The 18,958-nt window shown below is 68.6% G+C and carries 20 protein-coding genes; 10 read left to right on the forward strand and 10 right to left on the reverse strand.

The genetic code is table 11. The features are described from left to right. Nucleotides 1–2 precede the first annotated feature (2 nt). From ccmA to ccmI, 9 genes are read left to right on the forward strand one after another with little or no spacing between them, the layout of a single operon-like run. Nucleotides 3–650 (forward strand): cytochrome c biogenesis heme-transporting ATPase CcmA, encoded by a 648-nt coding sequence (ccmA, locus tag ACIP1U_RS14460; protein ID WP_400315969.1) that lies wholly within the window; start codon nucleotides 3–5, stop codon nucleotides 648–650. Continuing rightward, a complete protein-coding gene (ccmB, locus tag ACIP1U_RS14465; protein WP_252681180.1) occupies nucleotides 647–1,324 on the forward strand; it encodes a heme exporter protein CcmB in 678 nt (225 codons plus the stop codon). Before ccmA ends, ccmB begins: the two co-directional genes overlap by 4 nt. Beyond that, nucleotides 1,321–2,100 (forward strand): heme ABC transporter permease, encoded by a 780-nt coding sequence (locus ACIP1U_RS14470; RefSeq protein ID WP_400315972.1) that lies wholly within the window; start codon nucleotides 1,321–1,323, stop codon nucleotides 2,098–2,100. Before ccmB ends, ACIP1U_RS14470 begins: the two co-directional genes overlap by 4 nt. Then, nucleotides 2,097–2,255: a heme exporter protein CcmD gene (locus ACIP1U_RS14475; RefSeq protein ID WP_209757788.1), complete on the forward strand. Its 159-nt coding sequence runs from the start codon at nucleotides 2,097–2,099 to the stop codon at nucleotides 2,253–2,255. Before ACIP1U_RS14470 ends, ACIP1U_RS14475 begins: the two co-directional genes overlap by 4 nt. Further along, nucleotides 2,252–2,722, forward strand: coding sequence for a cytochrome c maturation protein CcmE (ccmE, locus tag ACIP1U_RS14480; protein WP_400315976.1), 471 nt, complete (start codon nucleotides 2,252–2,254; stop codon nucleotides 2,720–2,722). The genes ACIP1U_RS14475 and ccmE overlap by 4 nt, the downstream gene beginning before the upstream one ends. Next, nucleotides 2,719–4,734 carry a heme lyase CcmF/NrfE family subunit gene (locus tag ACIP1U_RS14485; protein WP_400315979.1) on the forward strand — a complete coding sequence of 672 codons (2,016 nt, stop codon included), beginning with the start codon at nucleotides 2,719–2,721 and terminating at the stop codon, nucleotides 4,732–4,734. Before ccmE ends, ACIP1U_RS14485 begins: the two co-directional genes overlap by 4 nt. Beyond that, on the forward strand, nucleotides 4,731–5,273 hold the full coding sequence (locus ACIP1U_RS14490; protein WP_400315981.1) for a DsbE family thiol:disulfide interchange protein: 543 nt from the start codon (nucleotides 4,731–4,733) through the stop codon (nucleotides 5,271–5,273). Before ACIP1U_RS14485 ends, ACIP1U_RS14490 begins: the two co-directional genes overlap by 4 nt. Then, entirely contained in the window at nucleotides 5,266–5,727 is a 462-nt protein-coding gene (locus ACIP1U_RS14495) for a cytochrome c-type biogenesis protein CcmH (RefSeq protein ID WP_400315984.1), read from the forward strand. The genes ACIP1U_RS14490 and ACIP1U_RS14495 overlap by 8 nt, the downstream gene beginning before the upstream one ends. Further along, nucleotides 5,724–6,923, forward strand: coding sequence for a c-type cytochrome biogenesis protein CcmI (ccmI, locus tag ACIP1U_RS14500; RefSeq protein WP_400315987.1), 1,200 nt, complete (start codon nucleotides 5,724–5,726; stop codon nucleotides 6,921–6,923). Before ACIP1U_RS14495 ends, ccmI begins: the two co-directional genes overlap by 4 nt. A gap of 3 nt (nucleotides 6,924–6,926) precedes the next feature. Here ccmI and ACIP1U_RS14505 read toward each other — a convergent pair whose 3' ends face one another. Both ACIP1U_RS14505 and kbl read right to left on the reverse strand, forming a co-directional pair. Next, nucleotides 6,927–7,883 carry an L-threonine 3-dehydrogenase gene (locus tag ACIP1U_RS14505; protein ID WP_400315990.1) on the reverse strand — a complete coding sequence of 319 codons (957 nt, stop codon included), beginning with the start codon at nucleotides 7,881–7,883 and terminating at the stop codon, nucleotides 6,927–6,929. Then, the gene (kbl, locus tag ACIP1U_RS14510; protein ID WP_400315992.1) at nucleotides 7,883–9,082 is read right to left on the reverse strand and encodes a glycine C-acetyltransferase; all 1,200 of its coding nucleotides are present in this window, start codon (nucleotides 9,080–9,082) and stop codon (nucleotides 7,883–7,885) included. The genes ACIP1U_RS14505 and kbl overlap by 1 nt, the downstream gene beginning before the upstream one ends. Nucleotides 9,083–9,194: 112 nt before the next feature. Between kbl and ACIP1U_RS14515 the strand changes: the two genes are divergently transcribed. Next, the gene (locus tag ACIP1U_RS14515) at nucleotides 9,195–9,791 is read left to right on the forward strand and encodes a helix-turn-helix domain-containing protein (protein ID WP_209757806.1); all 597 of its coding nucleotides are present in this window, start codon (nucleotides 9,195–9,197) and stop codon (nucleotides 9,789–9,791) included. 46 nt (nucleotides 9,792–9,837) lie between these two features. Here the strand turns inward: ACIP1U_RS14515 and ACIP1U_RS14520 are convergent, their stop codons facing one another. The 8 genes from ACIP1U_RS14520 to ACIP1U_RS14555 all read right to left on the reverse strand — a co-directional run bounded on the left by ACIP1U_RS14520 (nucleotide 9,838) and on the right by ACIP1U_RS14555 (nucleotide 18,646). Continuing rightward, entirely contained in the window at nucleotides 9,838–11,004 is a 1,167-nt protein-coding gene (locus ACIP1U_RS14520; protein ID WP_183299760.1) for a 2Fe-2S iron-sulfur cluster-binding protein, read from the reverse strand. A gap of 10 nt (nucleotides 11,005–11,014) precedes the next feature. Continuing rightward, a complete protein-coding gene (locus ACIP1U_RS14525; RefSeq protein ID WP_400315995.1) occupies nucleotides 11,015–11,842 on the reverse strand; it encodes an FAD binding domain-containing protein in 828 nt (275 codons plus the stop codon). A 3-nt stretch (nucleotides 11,843–11,845) separates the two neighbouring features. Then, complete coding sequence (locus tag ACIP1U_RS14530; protein ID WP_400315997.1) at nucleotides 11,846–14,242, reverse strand: xanthine dehydrogenase family protein molybdopterin-binding subunit; 2,397 nt, start codon at nucleotides 14,240–14,242, stop codon at nucleotides 11,846–11,848. A 128-nt stretch (nucleotides 14,243–14,370) separates the two neighbouring features. Then, complete coding sequence (locus tag ACIP1U_RS14535; protein ID WP_400316101.1) at nucleotides 14,371–14,997, reverse strand: N-carbamoylsarcosine amidohydrolase; 627 nt, start codon at nucleotides 14,995–14,997, stop codon at nucleotides 14,371–14,373. Then, the gene (locus ACIP1U_RS14540) at nucleotides 14,997–16,055 is read right to left on the reverse strand and encodes a 2,5-dihydroxypyridine 5,6-dioxygenase (RefSeq protein WP_400315999.1); all 1,059 of its coding nucleotides are present in this window, start codon (nucleotides 16,053–16,055) and stop codon (nucleotides 14,997–14,999) included. The genes ACIP1U_RS14535 and ACIP1U_RS14540 overlap by 1 nt, the downstream gene beginning before the upstream one ends. 16 nt (nucleotides 16,056–16,071) lie before the next feature. Then, nucleotides 16,072–16,899, reverse strand: coding sequence for an alpha/beta fold hydrolase (locus ACIP1U_RS14545; RefSeq protein ID WP_400316001.1), 828 nt, complete (start codon nucleotides 16,897–16,899; stop codon nucleotides 16,072–16,074). Nucleotides 16,900–16,908: 9 nt separating this feature from the next. Then, on the reverse strand, nucleotides 16,909–17,661 hold the full coding sequence (locus tag ACIP1U_RS14550; RefSeq protein ID WP_116384643.1) for an Asp/Glu racemase: 753 nt from the start codon (nucleotides 17,659–17,661) through the stop codon (nucleotides 16,909–16,911). Between the two features lie 22 nt (nucleotides 17,662–17,683). Beyond that, complete coding sequence (locus tag ACIP1U_RS14555; protein ID WP_400316003.1) at nucleotides 17,684–18,646, reverse strand: amidohydrolase family protein; 963 nt, start codon at nucleotides 18,644–18,646, stop codon at nucleotides 17,684–17,686. Nucleotides 18,647–18,958 lie beyond the last annotated feature (312 nt).

Below are 18,958 nucleotides of genomic sequence, written 5' to 3' on the forward strand. Positions count from 1 at the left end.
GCGTGCTGCCACCCGCCGCCCGGCCAGATACCGCGCCCGCGCTGAGCGGTGAAGGGCTCGGCCTGTCGCGCGCCGGCCGCCCGGTGCTGCGCGGCATCGACCTGGCGCTGTCGCCCGGTTGCCTGCTGCAGGTTCTGGGCGCCAACGGCAGCGGCAAGACCAGCCTGCTGCGCGTTCTGTGCGGCCTCGCCGTGCCGGACGAAGGCACGCTGCACTGGCACGGCCGGCCGCTGCGCGCCGGCGATCCGGCCTACCTGCAGGCGCTAGCCTATGTCGGCCATGCCAATGGCATCGACCCGGACCTGAGCCCGACTGAAAACCTGCGCTTTGCCGCGCGCATGGCCGGCAGCGACGCGGCCGGCGCGGTCGCGAGTGCCTTGGCCGCGCAGGCGCTGGAGCGTGTCGCGCACGCGCCGGTGCGCGCGCTGTCGCAAGGGCAGCGGCGGCGCGTGGCGCTGGCGCGTTTGTCGCTGGCGCGGCGCGCGCTGTGGCTGCTCGACGAACCGGTGGCGGCGCTGGATGCCGACGCCTGCGCGCGCTTCGACGCGCAGCTCGACGCGCACCTGGCTGCGGGCGGCATGGCGGTGATCGCCACCCACCAGTTGCTGCGCGCCGGCGGCACGGTGCTGCGGCTGGAGACGATGGCATGACCCGCACCCTGGCCGCCATCGTCGCGCACGACGTGTCGCTGTCCTGGCGCCGGCGTGGCAGCCTGCTCGGCAGCGTGGTGTTCTTTGTCATCGCGGCGAGCCTGTTCCCGCTGGCGATCGGTCCCGAGCCGCAGCAGTTGCGCGCGCTGGCACCCGGGATCCTGTGGGTCACGGCGCTGCTGGCGTCGATGCTGTCGCTGTCGCGGCTGTTCGCGCAGGAGCACGCGGATGGCAGCCTCGACCAGCTGCTGCTGTCGCCGCATCCGCTGGCGCTGCTGGTACTGGCGAAGATCGCGGCGCACTGGCTGACCAGCGGCCTGCCGCTGTTGCTGCTGACGCCATTGCTGGCGCAGCAGTACGGGCTGCCGTGGAGTGCATCGCTGCTGCTGTCGGCCTCGCTTCTGGTCGGCACGCCGGCGCTGAGCCTGATCGGCGCGGTGGGCGCCGCGCTGACGCTGGGCGTGCGCGGCGGCGCGGTGCTGCTGTGCATCCTGGTGCTGCCGCTGTGCGTGCCGGTGCTGGTGTTCGGCGCCAGCGCCGCGGCGGCCGCCGACGCCGGGCTCGACGTGGTGCCGCAGTTCTCGTTGCTGGGTGCATGCCTGGCGCTGTCGCTGTTCCTGTGCCCGCTGGCCACTGCCGCCGGGCTACGCATCGCCATGGAGACGCCGGCATGAGCCAGCCGCTGCCATCGCAGCATACTGCCGGGGCGCGGCGGGCGCCGCGGCCACATACCGCCTGGATGGCGTACGCGGCGCCGGTACGGTTCTATCCGCTGGCCGGACGCATGGCGCCGTGGTGCTTCGCCGCGGCGGCGGTGTTCGCCCTCGCCGGCTTGTATGTCGGCTTTGCCGTGGCGCCGACGGACGCGCAGCAGGGCGAGGTCTACCGCATCATCTTCATCCACGTGCCGGCGGCATGGATGTCGATGTTCATCTACCTGGTCATGGCCGGCTACTGCGCGCTGGCGCTGGTGCTGCGCACACGGCTGTCGTCGATGATGGCCTCGGCACTGGCGCCAACCGGCGCGCTGTTCACGGCGCTGGCGCTCTGGACCGGTGCGCTGTGGGGCCAGCCGACATGGGGCACGTGGTGGGTCTGGGATGCGCGGCTGACCTCCGAGCTGATCCTGCTGTTCCTGTACCTTGGCTTTATCGCGCTGGAATCCGCCATCGACGAGCCGCGCCGCGCCGAGCGCGCGTGCGCGGTGCTGGCGCTGGTGGGTGTGGTCAATATCCCGGTGATCTACTTCTCGGTGCTGTGGTGGAACACGCTGCACCAGGGCGCTTCGGTCAGCCTGACGGCGGCACCGTCAATGGCCACCACCATGCTGGCCGGCATGCTGCTGATGACGCTGGCGTGCTGGATGTACACCATCGCCGTGGCGCTGGTGCGCGTGCGCTGCATCCTGCGCGAACGCGGCGAGGCGCCGCTTACCGGAGAGACATCATGACCCTGTCGCTGCTCCCGCATGTGCTGCCATACGGGCACCATGGCATCTTCATCGCCGGGGCGTTCGGCATGAGCGCGCTGCTGCTGGCGCTGGAACTGGTGCTGCTGGCGCGCCGCTGCCGCGCCAGCGCGAAGCAGGCCGGCACGCGCCGATGACGCCGCGCCAGCGCCGCTTCGGCATGCTCGCCGCGGCCCTGGCCTGCGGCGGCATCGCGCTGGCGCTGGTGCTCAATGCCTTCCGATCCAACCTGGTGTTCTTCTTCAGCCCGAGCCAGGTGGCCGCGCAGGAAGCGCCGGTGGCGCGCAGCTTCCGGCTTGGCGGACTGGTCGAACCCGGCTCGATCCGGCGCGAGGGCGACGGCATGACCGTGCGCTTCGTCGTCACCGACACCGCGCGGCAAGTGCCGGTGCGCTACCGCGGCCTGCTGCCCGACCTGTTCCGCGAGGGCAAGGGCGTGGTCGCGCGCGGCAAGCTGGAAGCCGACGGCACCTTCATCGCCAGCGAGGTGCTGGCCAAGCATGACGAGAACTACATGCCGCCCGAAGCCGCCGATGCGCTGAAGCAGGCTGAACAGGTGAACCGCCGCATGGCCGGTGCGCCGGCGCAGGGAGCGCCCCGATGATCGCCGAACTGGGGCACCTCGCGCTGATCGTCGCGCTGCTGGTCGCGCTGGTGCAGACAGCCGTGCCGCTGGCGGGCGCGGCGCACGGCAGGCTGGGGTGGATGGCGGTGGCGCGGCCGGCGGCGCGCGTGCAATGCGCGCTCGTGGCATTGTCGTTCGCGGCGCTGGCATGGGGCTTTGTCGCCAACGACTTCAGCGTGCGCTATGTCGCCGCCAACTCCAACAGCGCACTGCCGCTTGCCTACCGCATTGCGGCGGTATGGGGCGGGCATGAAGGCTCGATGCTGCTGTGGACGCTGATGCTGGCGCTGTGGTCGCTGGCGGTGGCGAGCTTCAGCCGCCAGCTGCCGCTGGCCGCGGTGGCGCGCGTGCTGGGCGTGATGGGCGCGATCAGCGCGGGCTTCCTGCTGTTCCTGCTGTTTGCCTCCAACCCCTTCGTGCGGCTGCTGCCGCCGGCGATGGCGGGGCGCGACCTCAATCCGCTGCTGCAGGATCCCGGCATGGTATTCCACCCCCCGCTGCTCTACATGGGCTACGTCGGCTTCTCGGTGACCTTCGCCTTTGCCGTGGCGGCGCTGCTGGCCGGGCGCGTCGATGCTGCCTGGGCGCGCTGGTCGCGGCCGTGGACCACGGTGGCGTGGGCCTTCCTGACGCTGGGCATCATGCTGGGCAGCGCGTGGGCGTATTACGAACTGGGCTGGGGCGGCTGGTGGTTCTGGGATCCGGTCGAGAACGCCTCGTTCATGCCGTGGCTGGCGGGGACCGCATTGATGCATTCGCTGGCGGTCACGGAGAAGCGCGGCGCGTTCCGCGCGTGGACCGTGCTGCTGGCGATCTTCACGTTCTCGCTGAGCCTGCTCGGCACCTTCCTGGTCCGCTCCGGCGTGCTGACCTCGGTCCACGCGTTCGCGGTCGACCCGAAGCGCGGCATCTTTATCCTGGCCCTGCTCGGCCTGGTCACCGGCATCGCGCTGGCGCTGTACGCGTGGCGCGCGCCGCGCTTGTCGCGGCGTGTCGAGTTTGCCGCGATCTCGCGCGAATCGCTGCTGCTGGCCAACAACGTGCTGCTGGCGGTGGCGGCGGCCACGGTGCTGCTCGGCACGCTCTACCCGCTGCTGGTCGATGTGCTGGGGCTGGGCAAGATCTCGGTCGGCCCCGCCTACTTCGAGCAGGTGTTCGTGCCGCTGATGGCACCCGCGGTGCTGCTGATGGGCGCCGCGCCGCTGGCGCGCTGGCGCCATGCCAGCCTGCCCGACATGGCGCGGCGGCTGCGCTGGGCCGGCATCGCCAGCCTGGCCATCGGCCTGGGGCTGCTGCTGGTGCTGCGCAACGCCTCAGCCATGACCGGACTGGGGCTGCTGCTGGCGGCCTGGTGCGTGCTGAGCGCGGTGGCGAGCCTGGCGGCAAGGCTGCGCCACCAGCAGGGGCGCCGGCTCGGCGCGCTGCGCCAGCTCGCGCCCAGCTACTGGGGCATGCTGCTGGCGCATGCCGGCGTCGGCATCTTCATCGCGGGCGTGACGCTGGTCACCGGGCAGGAAAGCCTGCGCGAACTGCCGATGCGCGCGGGCGATACCGTCAGTGTCGGTGGCTACGACTTCCGCTTCGCCGGCGTGAGGCAGGCCACCGGCCCCAACTACGACGCGCTGCGCGGCACGCTGACCGCATCGCGCGACGGCAGGCGCGTGGCGGTGCTCTATCCCGAGCGCCGCATCTACCGCAGCCAGGACATGCCGACCACCGAGGCCGCGATCGACAGCGGTCTGACGCGAGACCTGTACGTGGCGCTGGGCGAGAATGTCGATGGCAGCGCCTGGGCCGTGCGCATCCACGTCAAGCCCTTCGTCGACTGGATCTGGGCGGGCTGCGTGCTGATGGCGCTGGGCGGCCTGCTGGCCGCGTGCGACAAGCGCTACCGGCTGCGCCGCGGCGTCGCGGCCGACTCCGCTCCGGCGCCGACGACTTCGCCCGCGGCCCCCGCACTAGCCTCCACGCGCGAGGAGACGCCGGCATGACCCGCTTCCTGCTGCCGCTCGCCGCCTTCCTCGCGCTGGCCGTCGCGCTGGCGGCGGGGCTGCGTCACGATCCGCGCGAGCTGCCATCGCCGCTGGTCGGCAAGACCGCGCCCGCCTTCACGCTGCCGCTGCTGGAACCGGAAGGCCGCACACTGGCGTCCGCCGACATGCAAGGCAAGGTGTGGTTGCTGAACGTGTGGGCATCGTGGTGCGCGGCCTGCCGCACGGAGCACCCGGTGCTGGTCGACTTTGCCGCGCGCGCGCCGGTGCCGCTCTACGGCCTTAACTACAAGGACGAGGCCGGCGCCGCGCGCGACTGGCTGCAGCGGCTCGGGAATCCCTACACGGCATCGCTGGTCGACGCCGACGGCCGCGTGGGCATCGACTACGGCGTCTATGGCGTGCCCGAGACCTTTGTCATCGACCGGCGGGGCGTAGTGCGCTACCGCCAGGTCGGCCCGGTCACGCGCGAGGTGCTGGAGCAGAAGCTGATCCCGCTGATCGAGCGCCTGCAGCGACAGCGAGGCAGCCATGCGTAGGCTGGGGCTTGCCCTGTGGCTATGCTGCTGCCTGTCGATGCAGGCGGCTGCCGCGCCGACCGAGGCCGAGCTCGATACGCGCGTGCATGCACTGTCCAACGAACTGCGCTGCCTGGTGTGCCAGAACCAGACGCTGGCCGATTCCAACGCCGACCTGGCCGTCGACCTGCGCCGCCAGATCCGAGAGCAGCTGCGCGGCGGCGCCAGCGACCAGGCAGTCAAGGACTACATGGTGCAGCGCTACGGCGACTTCGTGCTGTACAAGCCGCCGCTGCGGCCGCTGACGTGGCTGTTGTGGTTTGGCCCGCTGCTCCTGGTTGCCGGCGTGGCGGTCGCGATCCTGCGCGCACGTGCGCGGGGCAAGCAAGCCGACGCGACGCTCGACGACCGCGCGCGCAGCCAGCTGGAAAACCTGCTTGATGACGCCGATCCTGCCCGCCCCCGACAACCATGACGACCTTCTGGCTGCTCGCCGCCGCTCTGATTGCCGCCGCCATGGCCGGCTTGCTGTGGCCGCTGCTGCGCCGCCACGCCACGCCTGACCCTGGCACCCCGGAGCGCACGCTGCTGGTCAACCTGTACCGCGACCAGTTGCGCGAACTCGACGCCGACCTGCGCAACGGCACGCTGAACGCAACCCGGCATGCCGAAGCCCGCGACGAACTCGGCCGCCGGCTGCTGGATGAAGCCGCAAATACCGCCACCGGCACGCGCCGCGCCAGCAGCTCGCCGCTGCTCGCCGCAGCGTTGCTGGCGGCGTTACCGAGCACCGCCATCCTGCTCTACCTGCACCTGGGCAACCCCGTCGCGCTCTGGCGCGCCGACGACATACCGCAAGCGAGCGGCAGCCAGCACCAGCTCAGCGGGGCGCAGGTAGAAGGCATGGTCAACCAGCTGGCGCAGCGGCTGCGCGAAGCCCCCGCCGATCCCGAAGGCTGGGCCATGCTGGCGCGTTCCTACAGCGTGCTGGAGCGGTATGCCGACGCGGCCGCGGCCTACGCCCGCGCCGTCGAACTGGCGCCCGAGGTGGCGCCGCTGCGCGCCGACTACGCCGACGTGCTGGCCAGCCTCAACAACGGCTCACTGCAAGGCCCGCCAATGGCGGAGATCAGGCGGGCGCTGGCACTGGATCCGGATGACCCCAAGGCCCTGGCGCTGGCGGCCAGCGCGGCGGTGGAACGCGGCGACACGCAGACGGCGATCGGCTACTGGGAACACCTGCACCGGCTGCTGCCTCCGGACTCGCAGACCGCGGCACGCGTTGCTGCCAACCTCGCCGCGGCGCGCGGCACTTCCGCCGCGCAGCCGGCGAAGATTACCGGCATGGTCACGCTCAGCGAGAAGGCCGGGCGCACGCCGCAGCCAGGCGACACCCTCTTCGTCTACGCCTTGCCCGCCGACGGCTCGCGCATGCCGCTGGCGGTCGTACGCCGGCAGGCGCGCGACCTGCCGCTGTCGTTCACGCTGGATGATGCGATGGCGATGCGGCCCGACCGCAAGCTGTCGGGCCACACGCAGGTGGTGGTGGAAGCGCGCATTTCCGCGAGCGGGAATGCCATGCCGCAGTCAGGCGACCTGGTCGGGCGCAGCGGTCCGCTGGCAGTCGGCAGCGAAGGCGTGCGGATCGCGATCGACGCTGCCGTGCCATAGCGCTCAGGGGGCGAGCGTCGCCCTCAGGTTGGCCAGCATGTCCGCGACCATTTCCTTCAGACCGTACTGCGCCTTCCACCCCCAGTCCGCGCGCGCCACCGAATCGTCGATCGAATCGGGCCAGCCTTGCGCGATCGCCTGGCGGTAGTCGGGTTCGTAGCGGATCTCGAAGTCCGGCACATGCTCGCGGATCGCCGCGGCGATCTGCGCGGGCGTAAAGGTGGTGCCGGCGATGTTGTAGCTGCCGCGTTCGCCCAGCCGTTCGGCCGGTGCCTCCATCAGTTCGATGGTGGCGCGCAGGGCGTCGGGCATGTACATCATCGGCAGGGCCTCGTCTTCCTTCAGGAAGCACGTGTAGGGCTCGCCCTTCACGGCCGCATGGAAGATGTCGACCGCATAGTCGGTGGTGCCGCCGCCCGGCGGCGTCTTGTGCGAGATCAGCCCCGGATAGCGCACGCTGCGCACGTCGACGCCGTGGTTGGCGTGGTACCAGCGGCACCAGCCCTCGCCCGCCTGCTTGGAGATGCCATAGACCGTGGTCGGCTCCATCACGGTCTTCTGCGGCGTATCCACGGATGGCGTGGTCGGGCCGAACGCCGCGATCGAGCTGGGCCAGAACACGCGCTCCAGCCCGGTCTGCCGCGCCAGCTCCAGCACGTTGAGCAGGCTCGTCATGTTCAGGTTCCAGGCCCACTGCGGCGCCTTTTCGCCGGTGGCCGACAGCGCCGCCGCCAGCAGGTAGACCTGCGTGATGCCATGACGCTCGACCACGGTGGCGAGTTCGCCGCGGTCGGTGGCGTTGAGCATCTCGTGCGTGATGTGCACGTGGCGGCCGGTCGGCACCACGTCAGAGGTGATGACGTTGGTGCGGCCGTAGCGCTCGGCCAGCGCCAGTGCCAGTTCCGAGCCGATCTGGCCGTTGGCGCCGACGATCAGGATCCTGGGAGTGCCGTTGGCCATCAGATCAGCCCCAGTTCGCGGCCGGCCTGGCCGAACGCATCCAGCGCCGCCTGCAGCGCGGCCTCGTCATGCAGCGCGCTCATCTGCACGCGGATACGGGCCTGGCCCTTTGGCACCACCGGGTAGAAGAAGCCGACCACGTACACACCCAGTTCCAGCAGGCGCTGCGCGAGCTGCTGCGCCTTCTCGGCGTCGTAGACCATGATCGGGATGATGGGGTGTTCGCCGGCCTTGACGTCGAAGCCCAGCTTGTCCAGCCCCGCGCGGAAGAACCTGGTGTTGTGTTCCAGCCGGTCGCGCAGCTCGGTGCTGCCTTCCAGGATATCGAGCACCGCGATCGATGCGCCCACGATCGCTGGCGCCACCGTATTGGAGAACAGATAGGGCCGCGAGCGCTGGCGCAGCAGCGCCACCACTTCCTGGCGCGCGCTGGTGAAGCCGCCGGACGCGCCGCCCAGCGCCTTGCCCAGCGTGCCGGTGATGATGTCGATCTTGCCGAACACGCCGCGCAGCTCATGCGTGCCGCGTCCGCGCGCTCCCAGGAAGCCAGTGGCGTGGCATTCGTCGATGCCCAGCAGCGCGCCATACTCGTCGCAGATCCCGCGCATCTCGTCGAGCCGCGCGATGGTGCCATCCATCGAGAACGCACCGTCGGTAAAGACCAGCATGAAGCGCGCGCCGTCCGCGCGCGCCTGCGTCAGCTGCACGCGCAGGTCGTCGAGGTCGTTGTGCTGGTAGCGGTAGCGGCGCGCCTTGCTCAGGCGGATGCCGTCGATGATCGAAGCATGGTTGAGCGCATCGCTGATGACCGCGTCCTCGGCGCCCAGCAGCGTCTCGAACAACCCGCCGTTGGCATCGAATGCCGAGCCATAGAGGATGGTGTCCTCGGTGCCCAGGAAAGCCGACAGCCGCGCTTCCAGCGTCTTGTGCAGGTCCTGCGTGCCGCAGATAAAGCGCACCGAACTCAGCCCGAAGCCATGCGTGCGCAACGCCTCGTGCGCGGCCTCGATCACTTGCGGGTGCGAGGACAGCCCAAGGTAGTTGTTGGCACACAGATTGATCACCTCGCGGCCGTCGGTGGTGCGCACCCGCGCGCCCTGCGGCGTGGCGATCACGCGCTCCTGCTTGAACAGCCCGGCCTCGCGGATCGCGTCGAGTTCGGTGCGGATGGATGCGTAGAATGGCTCGGCATTCGACATGGCTGGCTCCGGTGGTGTGCAGTGGCGTGCTGGGGATGTGCTAGGATTCGATCGATAAATCGAACGTGTTCTGTATATCGAACATTTTGCGCAATATAACGAACATCCATCCATGACGCAAGCCCCGGCCCAGACCCCGCAAGCCGAAGGCCCGCCGGCAGTCGGCCTGGCGCTGCAGGCACTGCGCCAGCAGCAGCGGCTGTCGCTCGACGAACTGTCGCGCCGCGCCGGCGTATCCAAGTCGATGCTGTCGCAGATCGAACGCAACCTGGCCAACCCCACCGTTGCGGTGCTGTGGCGGCTGGCCAATGCGCTCGGCGTAAGCCTGACAGACTTCCTCGCCGGCGGCGCCGCGGAGCGGCCCGGCGGTGGCATCACCGTGGTCCAGCCACACGCGATCCCGTCGTTGAAAAGCCCTGATACCCGCTGCGACCTGCGCATCCTTGGCCCGATCGAACTGGCCGGGCGCTTCGAGTGGTATGAACTGACCATCCAGGCCGGTGGCGTGCTGGCCTCCGAGCCGCATGAGGCCGGCACGCAGGAACACCTGACGGTATTGGGCGGGTCGATGACGGTGCGCGCCGGCGCGGACGAGAAGAAGCTGCGGCACGGCGAGACCGCGCGCTATGCGGCCGATGTCGCACATGCGATCTCCAATGGCGGCAAGACCACTGCCACCGCACTACTGGTTGTAGTGCATCCGGGGTAAGGCGGGCAAGGAAGGCCGCGCCTCCCGCCTACCCGGCCAGGGTTGTTCAGCGGGCGCCGAACAAACGTTTCACACGCTCCCACAGCACGCCGAAGAACATTGTCACCGGGTTCAGGCGCACGGCCTGGTTGCGTTCGGCCTCGCTGAGCGTGGGGTCCATCCTGCGCGACACCGACTTGCCGAAGTCGGCGATCATCCGCCGCACGAAGTCGCGCACCAGCCCCGAGCGCGAGAACTGGGCCAGCGGCCCTTGCAGCGAATACTGCAGGTCAACCGCAACTTCGGTCTCGCCGGCGGACAAGGCCTTGAGCGCATAGGCGATATCGCCCGCGGCCTTGGAATTGCTGAGCGAGTCCTGCCCCGCCCCTTTCAGCACGCCGCGCTGGTTTGCATCATCGCGCTGCAGGCGCGCGGCGCCCTCGAACCTCGCCGACATGGGGCCGAACTTGATGGCGATATGGCCCTTGACCTTTTCCCCCGCCACTTCCGTCAGCACCGCGCCCGGCAGGCAGCCCGCCACGGCCGGCAGGTCCGCCATGAAGGCCCATACGTCCTCCAGTGCATAGGGCACTGTAAAGCTGCCTTCAATGCGCGACCAACCCTTGCGGTCGGCCGAACGTTCCGGCTCGGCACTGCCCGCCGCAGCCAGGTGCGCCTGCGTGCCGAGCGCTTCAGCCGCGACGGTGAAACCCGCAAACGGCATCGTGGCGGCGGCCGCGCCGGCATGCCGTGCAATCACGCCGGCGGCTGTGCGGCGTGCATCCAGTACCGAACGGATGGCGGCAACGATGCCCATATAGCCGGTGCAGCGACACAGGTTGCCGGACAGCTCATGGCGGATGGTGGCCTCGTCGGCATCGGGCAGGCGCAGCACGATATCGCGCGCGGTGGCCAGCATCCCCGGCGTACAGAAGCCGCATTGCAGCGCGTGATGCCGGTTGAAGGCGGCACGCAGGTCGGCCATGACCGCGTCGTCCTCGTAGCCCTCCACCGTGACGATCTCGGCGCCCTGGCAGGCGGCGGCAAAGGTGATGCACGAGCGCACCGGCTTGTCGTCCACCAGCACGGTGCAGGCGCCGCACACGCCGTGCTCGCAGCCAAGGTGGGTGCCGGTCAGGCGATGCGTGTCGCGCAGGTAGTCGCCCAGATGCGTCCGGTCCGCGCACGCGCCGGACACCCGGCGGCCGTTGACAGTGAATTCGATGGTCTGCACGGGACGCTCCTCAGTTCAGCAGTTGCGTGACGCAGCGCGTCACGACGGTTCGGTACAGCTTGCGGTCGATGGCGTCCTTGCCCGGCGCGGCCTGCGCGACGGCTTCGGCAACGGCATCGGCCGTCAGCGCGGCCGCGCCCTGCGCCGCCACGGCGCGCGTCAGGCCGGGCAGCACCATGGGCGGACCGTCCAGCGCGCCGAGCACGATGCGGGCGAAGCGGCGGCTGGCGTCGAAGTAAGCGGCGCAGCTGGCCTCGGCGAATTCGCCGGTCTTGCGGCACAGCTTCTGGTAGCCCCAGCGGCTGTGCGCGGTCTTCAGCGGCACCCGCACTGCGGCGATCAGCTCGCCGTCGGCCAGCACGGTGGTGTAGGCGCCGATCATGAACGACTCCATCGGTACTTCGCGCATGCCGGCCGCGGATGCGATCTCGATGCGCGCGCCCAATGCGGTCATTGCCACGACCCAGTCGGCCGCCGGATCCGCATGCGCGAGGCTGCCGCCTACGGTGCCACGATTGCGGATCGCCCGATAGGCGATGCCGCCGGCAACGGCCTGCAGCATGGTGCCGCGCAGCGGTTCGAACACGCCGTCCTCGATCTGCGCGTGGGTGACGCAGGCGCCGATGCGGATGCCGTCAGCGGCTGCGGTCACGTCGCGCAATTCGCGCAGCGCCGACACATCGACCACCGTATCGGGCCGGGTCAGGCGCAGGTTCAGCATTGGCCCCAGCGATTGCCCGCCGCCCATGGCCTTGGATACATTGGTGGTCGCGCCCAGGCGGGACAGCGCCTCCGGCAGCGAGCCGGGTGCGTGGTAGGAGAATGCAACGGCTTTCATCGGTCAGGCAGCCTTCCGGTTATGCGCATCGGCCTCGGCCGCCTCCAGCGCTTCCAGGATCTTGCGCGGTGTCAGCGGCGTCTCCTTCAGCTCGACGCCGAAATCGCGCAGCGCGTCGTTGACGGCATTGAAGATGGCCGCTGGCGGCGCGATCGCCCCGCCCTCGCCCATGCCCTTGGCGCCGAACTCCGTATGCGGCGAGGGCGTCTCGAAATGATGGATGCGGATCGACGGGATCTCTGTGGGTCCCGGCAGCATGTAGTCCGCCAGCGTCGACGCCAGCGGCTGGCCATTGCCGTCGTAGTGCATGGCTTCGAACATCGCGGTGCCGATGCCCTGCGCCACGCCGCCGTAGGTCTGCCCTTCCACCACCATCGGGTTGATCATGGTGCCGCAGTCCTCCACCACCACGTAGTCGAGGATCCCGACGTGGCCGGAGTCGATATCGACTTCCACAGCCACGGCATGCGTGGCGTAGGTGAAGCTGCCGGTATCGACGGCGGGCTTGAAGCCCATCGTGACTTCCAGCCCCTGCGCGTCGACGTCCGGCGGCAACAGGTGCGGGTTGATGTACCAGGCGTTGGCGATGCGCGCGATATCGGCGGTGTCCGCATCCCCGGCGGCCACGGCCCCATCGCGGAACGCCACGGCGTCCTGCGGCTGGCCGAGCAAGTGCGCGCCAATCTTCAGCAGACGCGGCAGCAGTGCCTTGCACGCACGCGATACCGCCCCGCCTGACATCACCAGCGAGCGCGAGGCATACGTGCCGGTCGAGAATGGCGTCAGTCCGGTATCCCCGTGCACCACCTTGATCCGCGCGATATCGATGCCAAGGATCTCGTTGGCAATCTGCGCAAAGGTGGTTTCCATGCCCTGCCCGTGCGAATGCACGCCCACGCGCACCTCCAGTCCACCGTCCGGCGTGATGCGCACCGTCGCAGAATCGAAGCCCGGGATCACCGGCGTGCCCCACGCGGCGAACACCGACGTGCCGTGCGCAGATTGCTCGGTGTAGGTGCCGAAACCCACGCCGACATAGGTGCTGCCCTGCGGCCCCGCCTTCTGGCGCGCACGGATCGCGGGCAGGCCGATCATCTCCATGGCCTTGCGTACGCTGGCCGGATAGTCGCCGCCGTCGAAATGCTTGTTGGTGACGTTGACATAGGGCATGGCCTCGGGCGGCACCAGGTTTTCGCAGCGCACTTCCCACGGCTCGCGTCCCACTTCGCGGGCGATGGCGTCGACCATCAACTCCATCGCAAAGCAGACGCCGGTGCGCGCCACGCCGCGATAGGGTACGAAGCCCGGCTTGTTCGTCGCCACGCAAGTGGTTTCGCAGCGGTACCCGTCGAAGGCGTACGGCCCCGGCAGGTTTCCGATCGCCTGCCCCGGCTCCAGGCCGATGGTAAACGGCCAGACCGAGTAGGCGCCGCCATCGATCACGATCTTTGCATCCAGCGCCAGCAAGCGGCCGCGCGCATCGGCATACGCGGTCAGGTCGTAGTGGTGTTCGCGCGAGTTCGCGCCGGCGGTCAAATGCTCGCGCCGGTCCTCGATAAAGCGGAACGGGCGCTTGTAGGTCAGCGCCAGCCACGCGATGCACAGCTCTTCCTGCTGCAGCACGCACTTATAGCCGAAGGCACCACCCACGTCGGGCGAGATCACCCGCACGCGCTCCTGCTCCAGCCCCAGGCAGTGCGCCAGGATCGTGCGGATCATGTGCGGCACCTGTGTCGCGCTGTAGACCACCAGTTGGTCGAACTGGTGGTCCCAGTAGGCCAGCACCGCCTTGCCTTCCATCGGCACCATGCACTGGCGCGCCAGATCGATCTTGCGGCGCACTACGACCGTGGCCTCGCGCTGGCGCGTCTCGAAGTTCTTTTCGGCGGTCAGCGTCAGGAAGGTGTTGTCGCGCCAGTGGTCATGCACGCGCAGCTCGCGGGCAAGCTGGCGGGCCTGGGTAACGTCGGCCAGCGCGGGCAGCTCGTCGAACGACACGGCGACCTGCTCGGCGATGTCTTCCGCCTCGGCGCGCGTGGGCGCGAACGCCATCGCCACTGGTTCGCCAACGAAGCGCACCTTGCCGCTGGCCAGTGGCGGCTGTGCCGAGGGCTGGTAGGACGGGAAGGCCGAGTCGGCGACGATGTCGCTGGCCGCCGTCATGTCTTCACGCACGATCACCGCGGCGGCGTGCGGGGACGGCTTGGTCACCGACAGCAGCCTGGCATGTGCGACCGGGCTGCGCAGGAACGCCACTTCCTGCAAGTCCGGCATGGCGATGTCCGCGACGAAGCGGCCCTTTCCGTGCAGATGACGGGCGTCCTCCTTGCGCGCCACGCGCGCGCCGACTCCCTGGCCGCGCGCACTTTCCGGGTGATCCGGTTCGATCGACGATGTCATTGCCCTGTCCGTTCCGATGATAAGCGTGGCTTATTCAGCATACTGACCAAAATCCTATGAAAATGCGGGCGGCCCTGTCAATTGCGGCTTTACCGCATCCCGGCAGGCCGCCATGCCCTTGCGGGCGCCTATTCCCGCACGCCGATGGCGGCAAGCCCCTCCGTCCGCGTGACGACCGTTGCGTACTTTTGCGCCATGTCGAACAGGTTGGCCTCATGCGGTCCCAGCGCGCGGTCACCCACGCAGTCGGACAGCACCAGCGGGCGGAAGCCGTATTGCATCGCATCGACCACGCTGGCCCGCACGCATCCGCTAGTCACGGCACCGGCCACCACCAGCGTGCGCACGCCGCGCTGCGTCAACCACGCCGCCAGCGACGTGCCGAAAAACGCCGACGGCACGGTCTTGCGCACCACCAGTTCGCCCGGGTGCGGCGCCAGCTCTTCGACGATGGCGCTGTTGAAGGCATGCTCCTTCAGCGTCAGCATGTTCGGCACCTTCATCGAGAAGACGTTGTGGTCCGCGCCATCGTCCGCAAACACGATGCGGCTGTGCGCGACCGGCCAGCCTTCGCGCCGCGTCGCTGCAAGCAGCGGCACGGTATTGGCAATGGCCTCGCGGATATTGCCGCCGCCGAATATCGCCGGATCGGCGAATCCGTTGACGAAGTCCACGATCAGCAACCCGAAGGGCCCAGTCAGCTCCAGCGCATTGCCGAAGCCCTGGCGCTGGTACGCGTCGATTTCCTTGTGCATCACGACATGTGCTCCGGGTAGCGGAAACCGTCGGTCACCTTGCCCGCGGTCACCACGTCGACACCGTCCAGGCGCACGGTGCAGCGGCGCACCGGGATGTCGATATGGCAGGCCGTGGTGCGATGGCCGCCGGCCTCGTTGTTCGGACCGAGCGAGAACAGGAAGTTGCCCTCGAAAGCGCGCGCATCCATGCCGATGGTGGCCTCTCGGTCGTACAGGCCCAGCGTGGACCAGTGCGCGCGCGGCTGCAACCCCCAGCCGATATGCGAGATGGCATAGGCTTCGGGATCGTTGAATGACGCCATGTATTCGCTCAGCAGTTCGGCATGTAGCCCGCCTTCGATGCGCGTCGCAAAGCCTGCTTCTACCGTCAGACGGATCGGTGCGGTGACGTAGGTCTTTTGCGGCAGCAGGATGTCCCCCTGGTCCAGCACGATGGTCCCGTAGGCGGCGCCTTCGTTCGGCCAGGTCAGTGCGAAGCCGCTGGGCCAGTGGTCCCAGCGCCCGGGCTCGTCGACAAAGCCGTACTCGCTGATGGCGGGGAATTCACCCAGCGGGCAGCGCAGGTCGGTGCCGGCGGGCGAGACGACGTGCATTTCCTGCGCGTTTGCCAGCCGCTGCGAGGCCGCCTTCACGCGTTCGCGATCAGCTTCGCAGGGCACCATGCGCGCAAGCACCTCGGGCGGCTCCACGGCCAGCAGGATCCTGGTTCCGCCCTGCAGGATCTCGTGCTGCTCGGGCGAGAACAGCAGTGTCATCAGGTCCAGCACCAGGTCGCTCGCCTTCAGCGCAGCGATGGCCGCCGGGTTGCCGGTCAGCGGCGTGGTGCCGAGGTAGGCGAGCGCATCGCGGCTCAGTGCCTTTTCGCCGTTGACGGGCGGCAGGTCAAGCCGGTTGACGATGGCGCCCATCGACTGCGTGGCGGTGAGCGCGGTGGACAGCGTCTGCGGGTGGGTGGCGGCACTGGTCAGGATGGTGACGGTCTGACCCGGCTCCAGCCGGGACAGCCGCAGCACCTTGCGCCAGGCCTCGATCATCTGGTGGTCGCTTACCGGCATGTCGGTTCCTTGTTCGTCATTGCAACAGCGGCGCGCCGAGGAAATCCTCCAGCGCCGCGTAAAAGCCCGCTTCGTCGTCCCACGGGACCATGTGGCCCGCCTTGGCGACGTGACTGACCAACACGCCTGGCAGCAGCGTGCGAATCTCCGCGACATCTTCGGGCCGCACCACGTCGCCGCGGCCGGCGGTCATCAGCAACGTGGGCACCCTGACCCGCGGCATGTCGGCGTGGATGTCGTCACGATGGAAATCCTCGAAGCTGCGCACCACCGCCTCTTCATTGCAGGTGTGCAGCCATTCGGCGCGCAGGCGCAACTGCTCGTCGGTCCAGGTCGGGCAGAAGCGGCGCATGCCATCCAGGTCGGTGCTTTGCCGGGACAGCCTGATCGAATCGACGTACCACGGAAGCTGCGCCGGATACGGGCGACGGCCGGGCCCCGAGACTGGCGGATCGACCATCACCAGCCGCGCCAGCCCGCTCGGCTGCCCCGCCGCGGCACGCAGGCCGATCCGTGCGCCCATCGAATGGCCAACCACGCTGTAGCGCGGCAGGCCCAGCGCTTCGGCAAAGGCCGTTATGTCGCGCGCCTGTGCATCCAGGCCGTAATCGAGCTCCGGCTCCGCCGACGACAGCCCGCGGCCGCGCACGTCGAGGATGTAGGTGTCGAAGCGCGTGCCGAAGCGCTCGCCGACAAAGCCCCACGTGATCGCGGGGCTGGTGATGCCCGGCACGACAATGACGGCATCACGCGCGGCACGCTCCCCTGCATTGCCGCCGTAGCGCAGGTAGTGCTGCCGGATGCCGTTGGCGTGGACGTGGCCCCCGTAAAGGAAGGTGCTCATGGCCGCTCCTCAGTAAGCGCCGGACAGCAGCGCGCCCGCGCCCGGCACGACTGGCTCCAGATCCAGCGCACGGAGCATCGCGTAGGTGGTAGCAATGGCGGCGGTGAGCACCGGCTTTCCGGTCATCGCCTCGACCCTGGCCACAGCCGGGAGCGACGGCATCTGCACGCAGGCAGACAGCACGATCACGTCGGCGTCCTGCGTGTTCATCTGCGCAACGATGCCCGGCAGGCGCGCGGGATCATGGCGGCCGACTTCCAGGTTGTCGGGAATTTCCAGCGCGCGGTAGTCCACGACTTCATAGCCCTCGTTGCGGATGTAGTCCACCACCAGTTCGGTCAGTGGCTTCATGTAGGGCGCGACCACCGCAATGCGCTTCGCGCCCATCACCTTGAGCGCATCCACCAGTGCGCCGGCACTGGTGATGACAGGGGCATCGCCGCCGTTGGCCGTGGTGTGCGCCTTCAGGCGCTGTTCGGACTGCCGGTGGTAGCCATGGCCCATTGCCATGATCGCGACCAGGCACGCATAGCCGAGCACATCGACGCGGGCATCGCTTAGTTCCACCGCGCAGCGGTCGGACTCGGCATCCATTGCCGCCAGCTCTTCCTTGACCACCTTCTTCATCCGCATGCGGCTCGAGTGGAAGGTGAAGCGCTCCGGGCGGATCTGCTGGCGCGCCATCAGCATGGCGGGGATTTCAGTTTCCATCGTCGTGTTCGAACTGGGGACAATCTGGCCGATACGAAGGACTTTTTGCATTGGGGGTTCCCGGTGGGTGCGATCAGAGCTTGAGCAGGCGTTGCGCGTTGCCGTGGCAGACCAGCGCGCGCGTGGTGTCGTCGAGCGGTGCGCTGTCGATGAACTTCGCGGCCGCTTCGGTGGATTCATAGGGATAGTCGACCGAGAACATCACCGCCTCCGGTCCCAGTTCGGCAATGGCGCCCATCAGCGCGCCGTGCGAACACACGCCCGAGGTGGTGATGACAATATTGCTGCCGATATACTCGGACGGCGCGCGCTCCAGCTTGACGCCGTGCGAATAGACCGCGAAGCGGCTGTCAAAGCGCCAGCGCTGGTACGGCAGGCCCTCGCCCATATGGCCGAGGATCAGCTTCAGGCGCGGGAAGCGGTCGAACACGCCGCTGAACAGCAGCCGCAGCGCATGCGATGCGGTTTCCACGCCCCACCCCCACGCCGCCCCGGCCAGCTCCGGATGGCCTGCGAGCACTTGCGGCGACACGAAGGCATCGGTGGGATGCAGGTACATCGGCACATCCAGCGCCTGCATGCGTTCCCAGAAACCGTCATAAGCAGGGTCATCGTAGTAGCGACCATGCGTATGGCCGTTCACCAGCGAGCCCTTGAAGCCGAGCTGCTGCACGGCGCGCTCCAGTTCGGCCGCCGCCTGCCCGGGATCCTGCATCGGTAGCGCGGCAAAGCCGGCATAGCGCGTCGGATGGCGGGCGATCTGCGCCGCCAGGAAGTCATTGCTCTCGCGCGCCCGTGCCAGCGCGAGGCCGGCGTCAGGCTCGCCCTGCACGCCCGGGCCGGTTTGCGACAGCACGGTGATGTCGATGCCGCACCGGTCCATCTCGGCAAGCCGCTCTTCGTCGAAATCGGCAAGGCGGCGACCGAGCTCGGCGAACACCGCCGGATCGATATGCTGCGTGAACCCTTTGGAATAAGCCTGGAAACCAGGGGTCATGAAATGCTCTTCCAGGGCGATCTTCTTCACGTAGTTCATGCTGGTGGGGGCTCCTGATGGATGGAATCGCTGCGTGCCGAGCTTGTCCCGCGTGCGCAAACGCGTTGCTTCGCTAATTGCTCAGTACACTGATTAGTTTCGGATTCTAGTCAGCGACATTTCAAAAGTCCAGACGCGGCGCGAAGGGTTAACACCTATAACGATGGGCAAAGTCGCTCAGTACACTGATTCGCAGATGATCAGTATGCTGACGATATGAAATAACCGTTTAAATCGGGCTTTCCGGCGCCTTTGCAAGACAGCGGGCGGCGTCGGCACTGGCCCGCATTTTGCTCAGCATACTGCGCTTCT

Source organism: Cupriavidus sp. NPDC089707 (genome assembly GCF_044748965.1).
In the GTDB taxonomy this organism is placed as follows: Bacteria; Pseudomonadota; Gammaproteobacteria; order Burkholderiales; family Burkholderiaceae; genus Cupriavidus.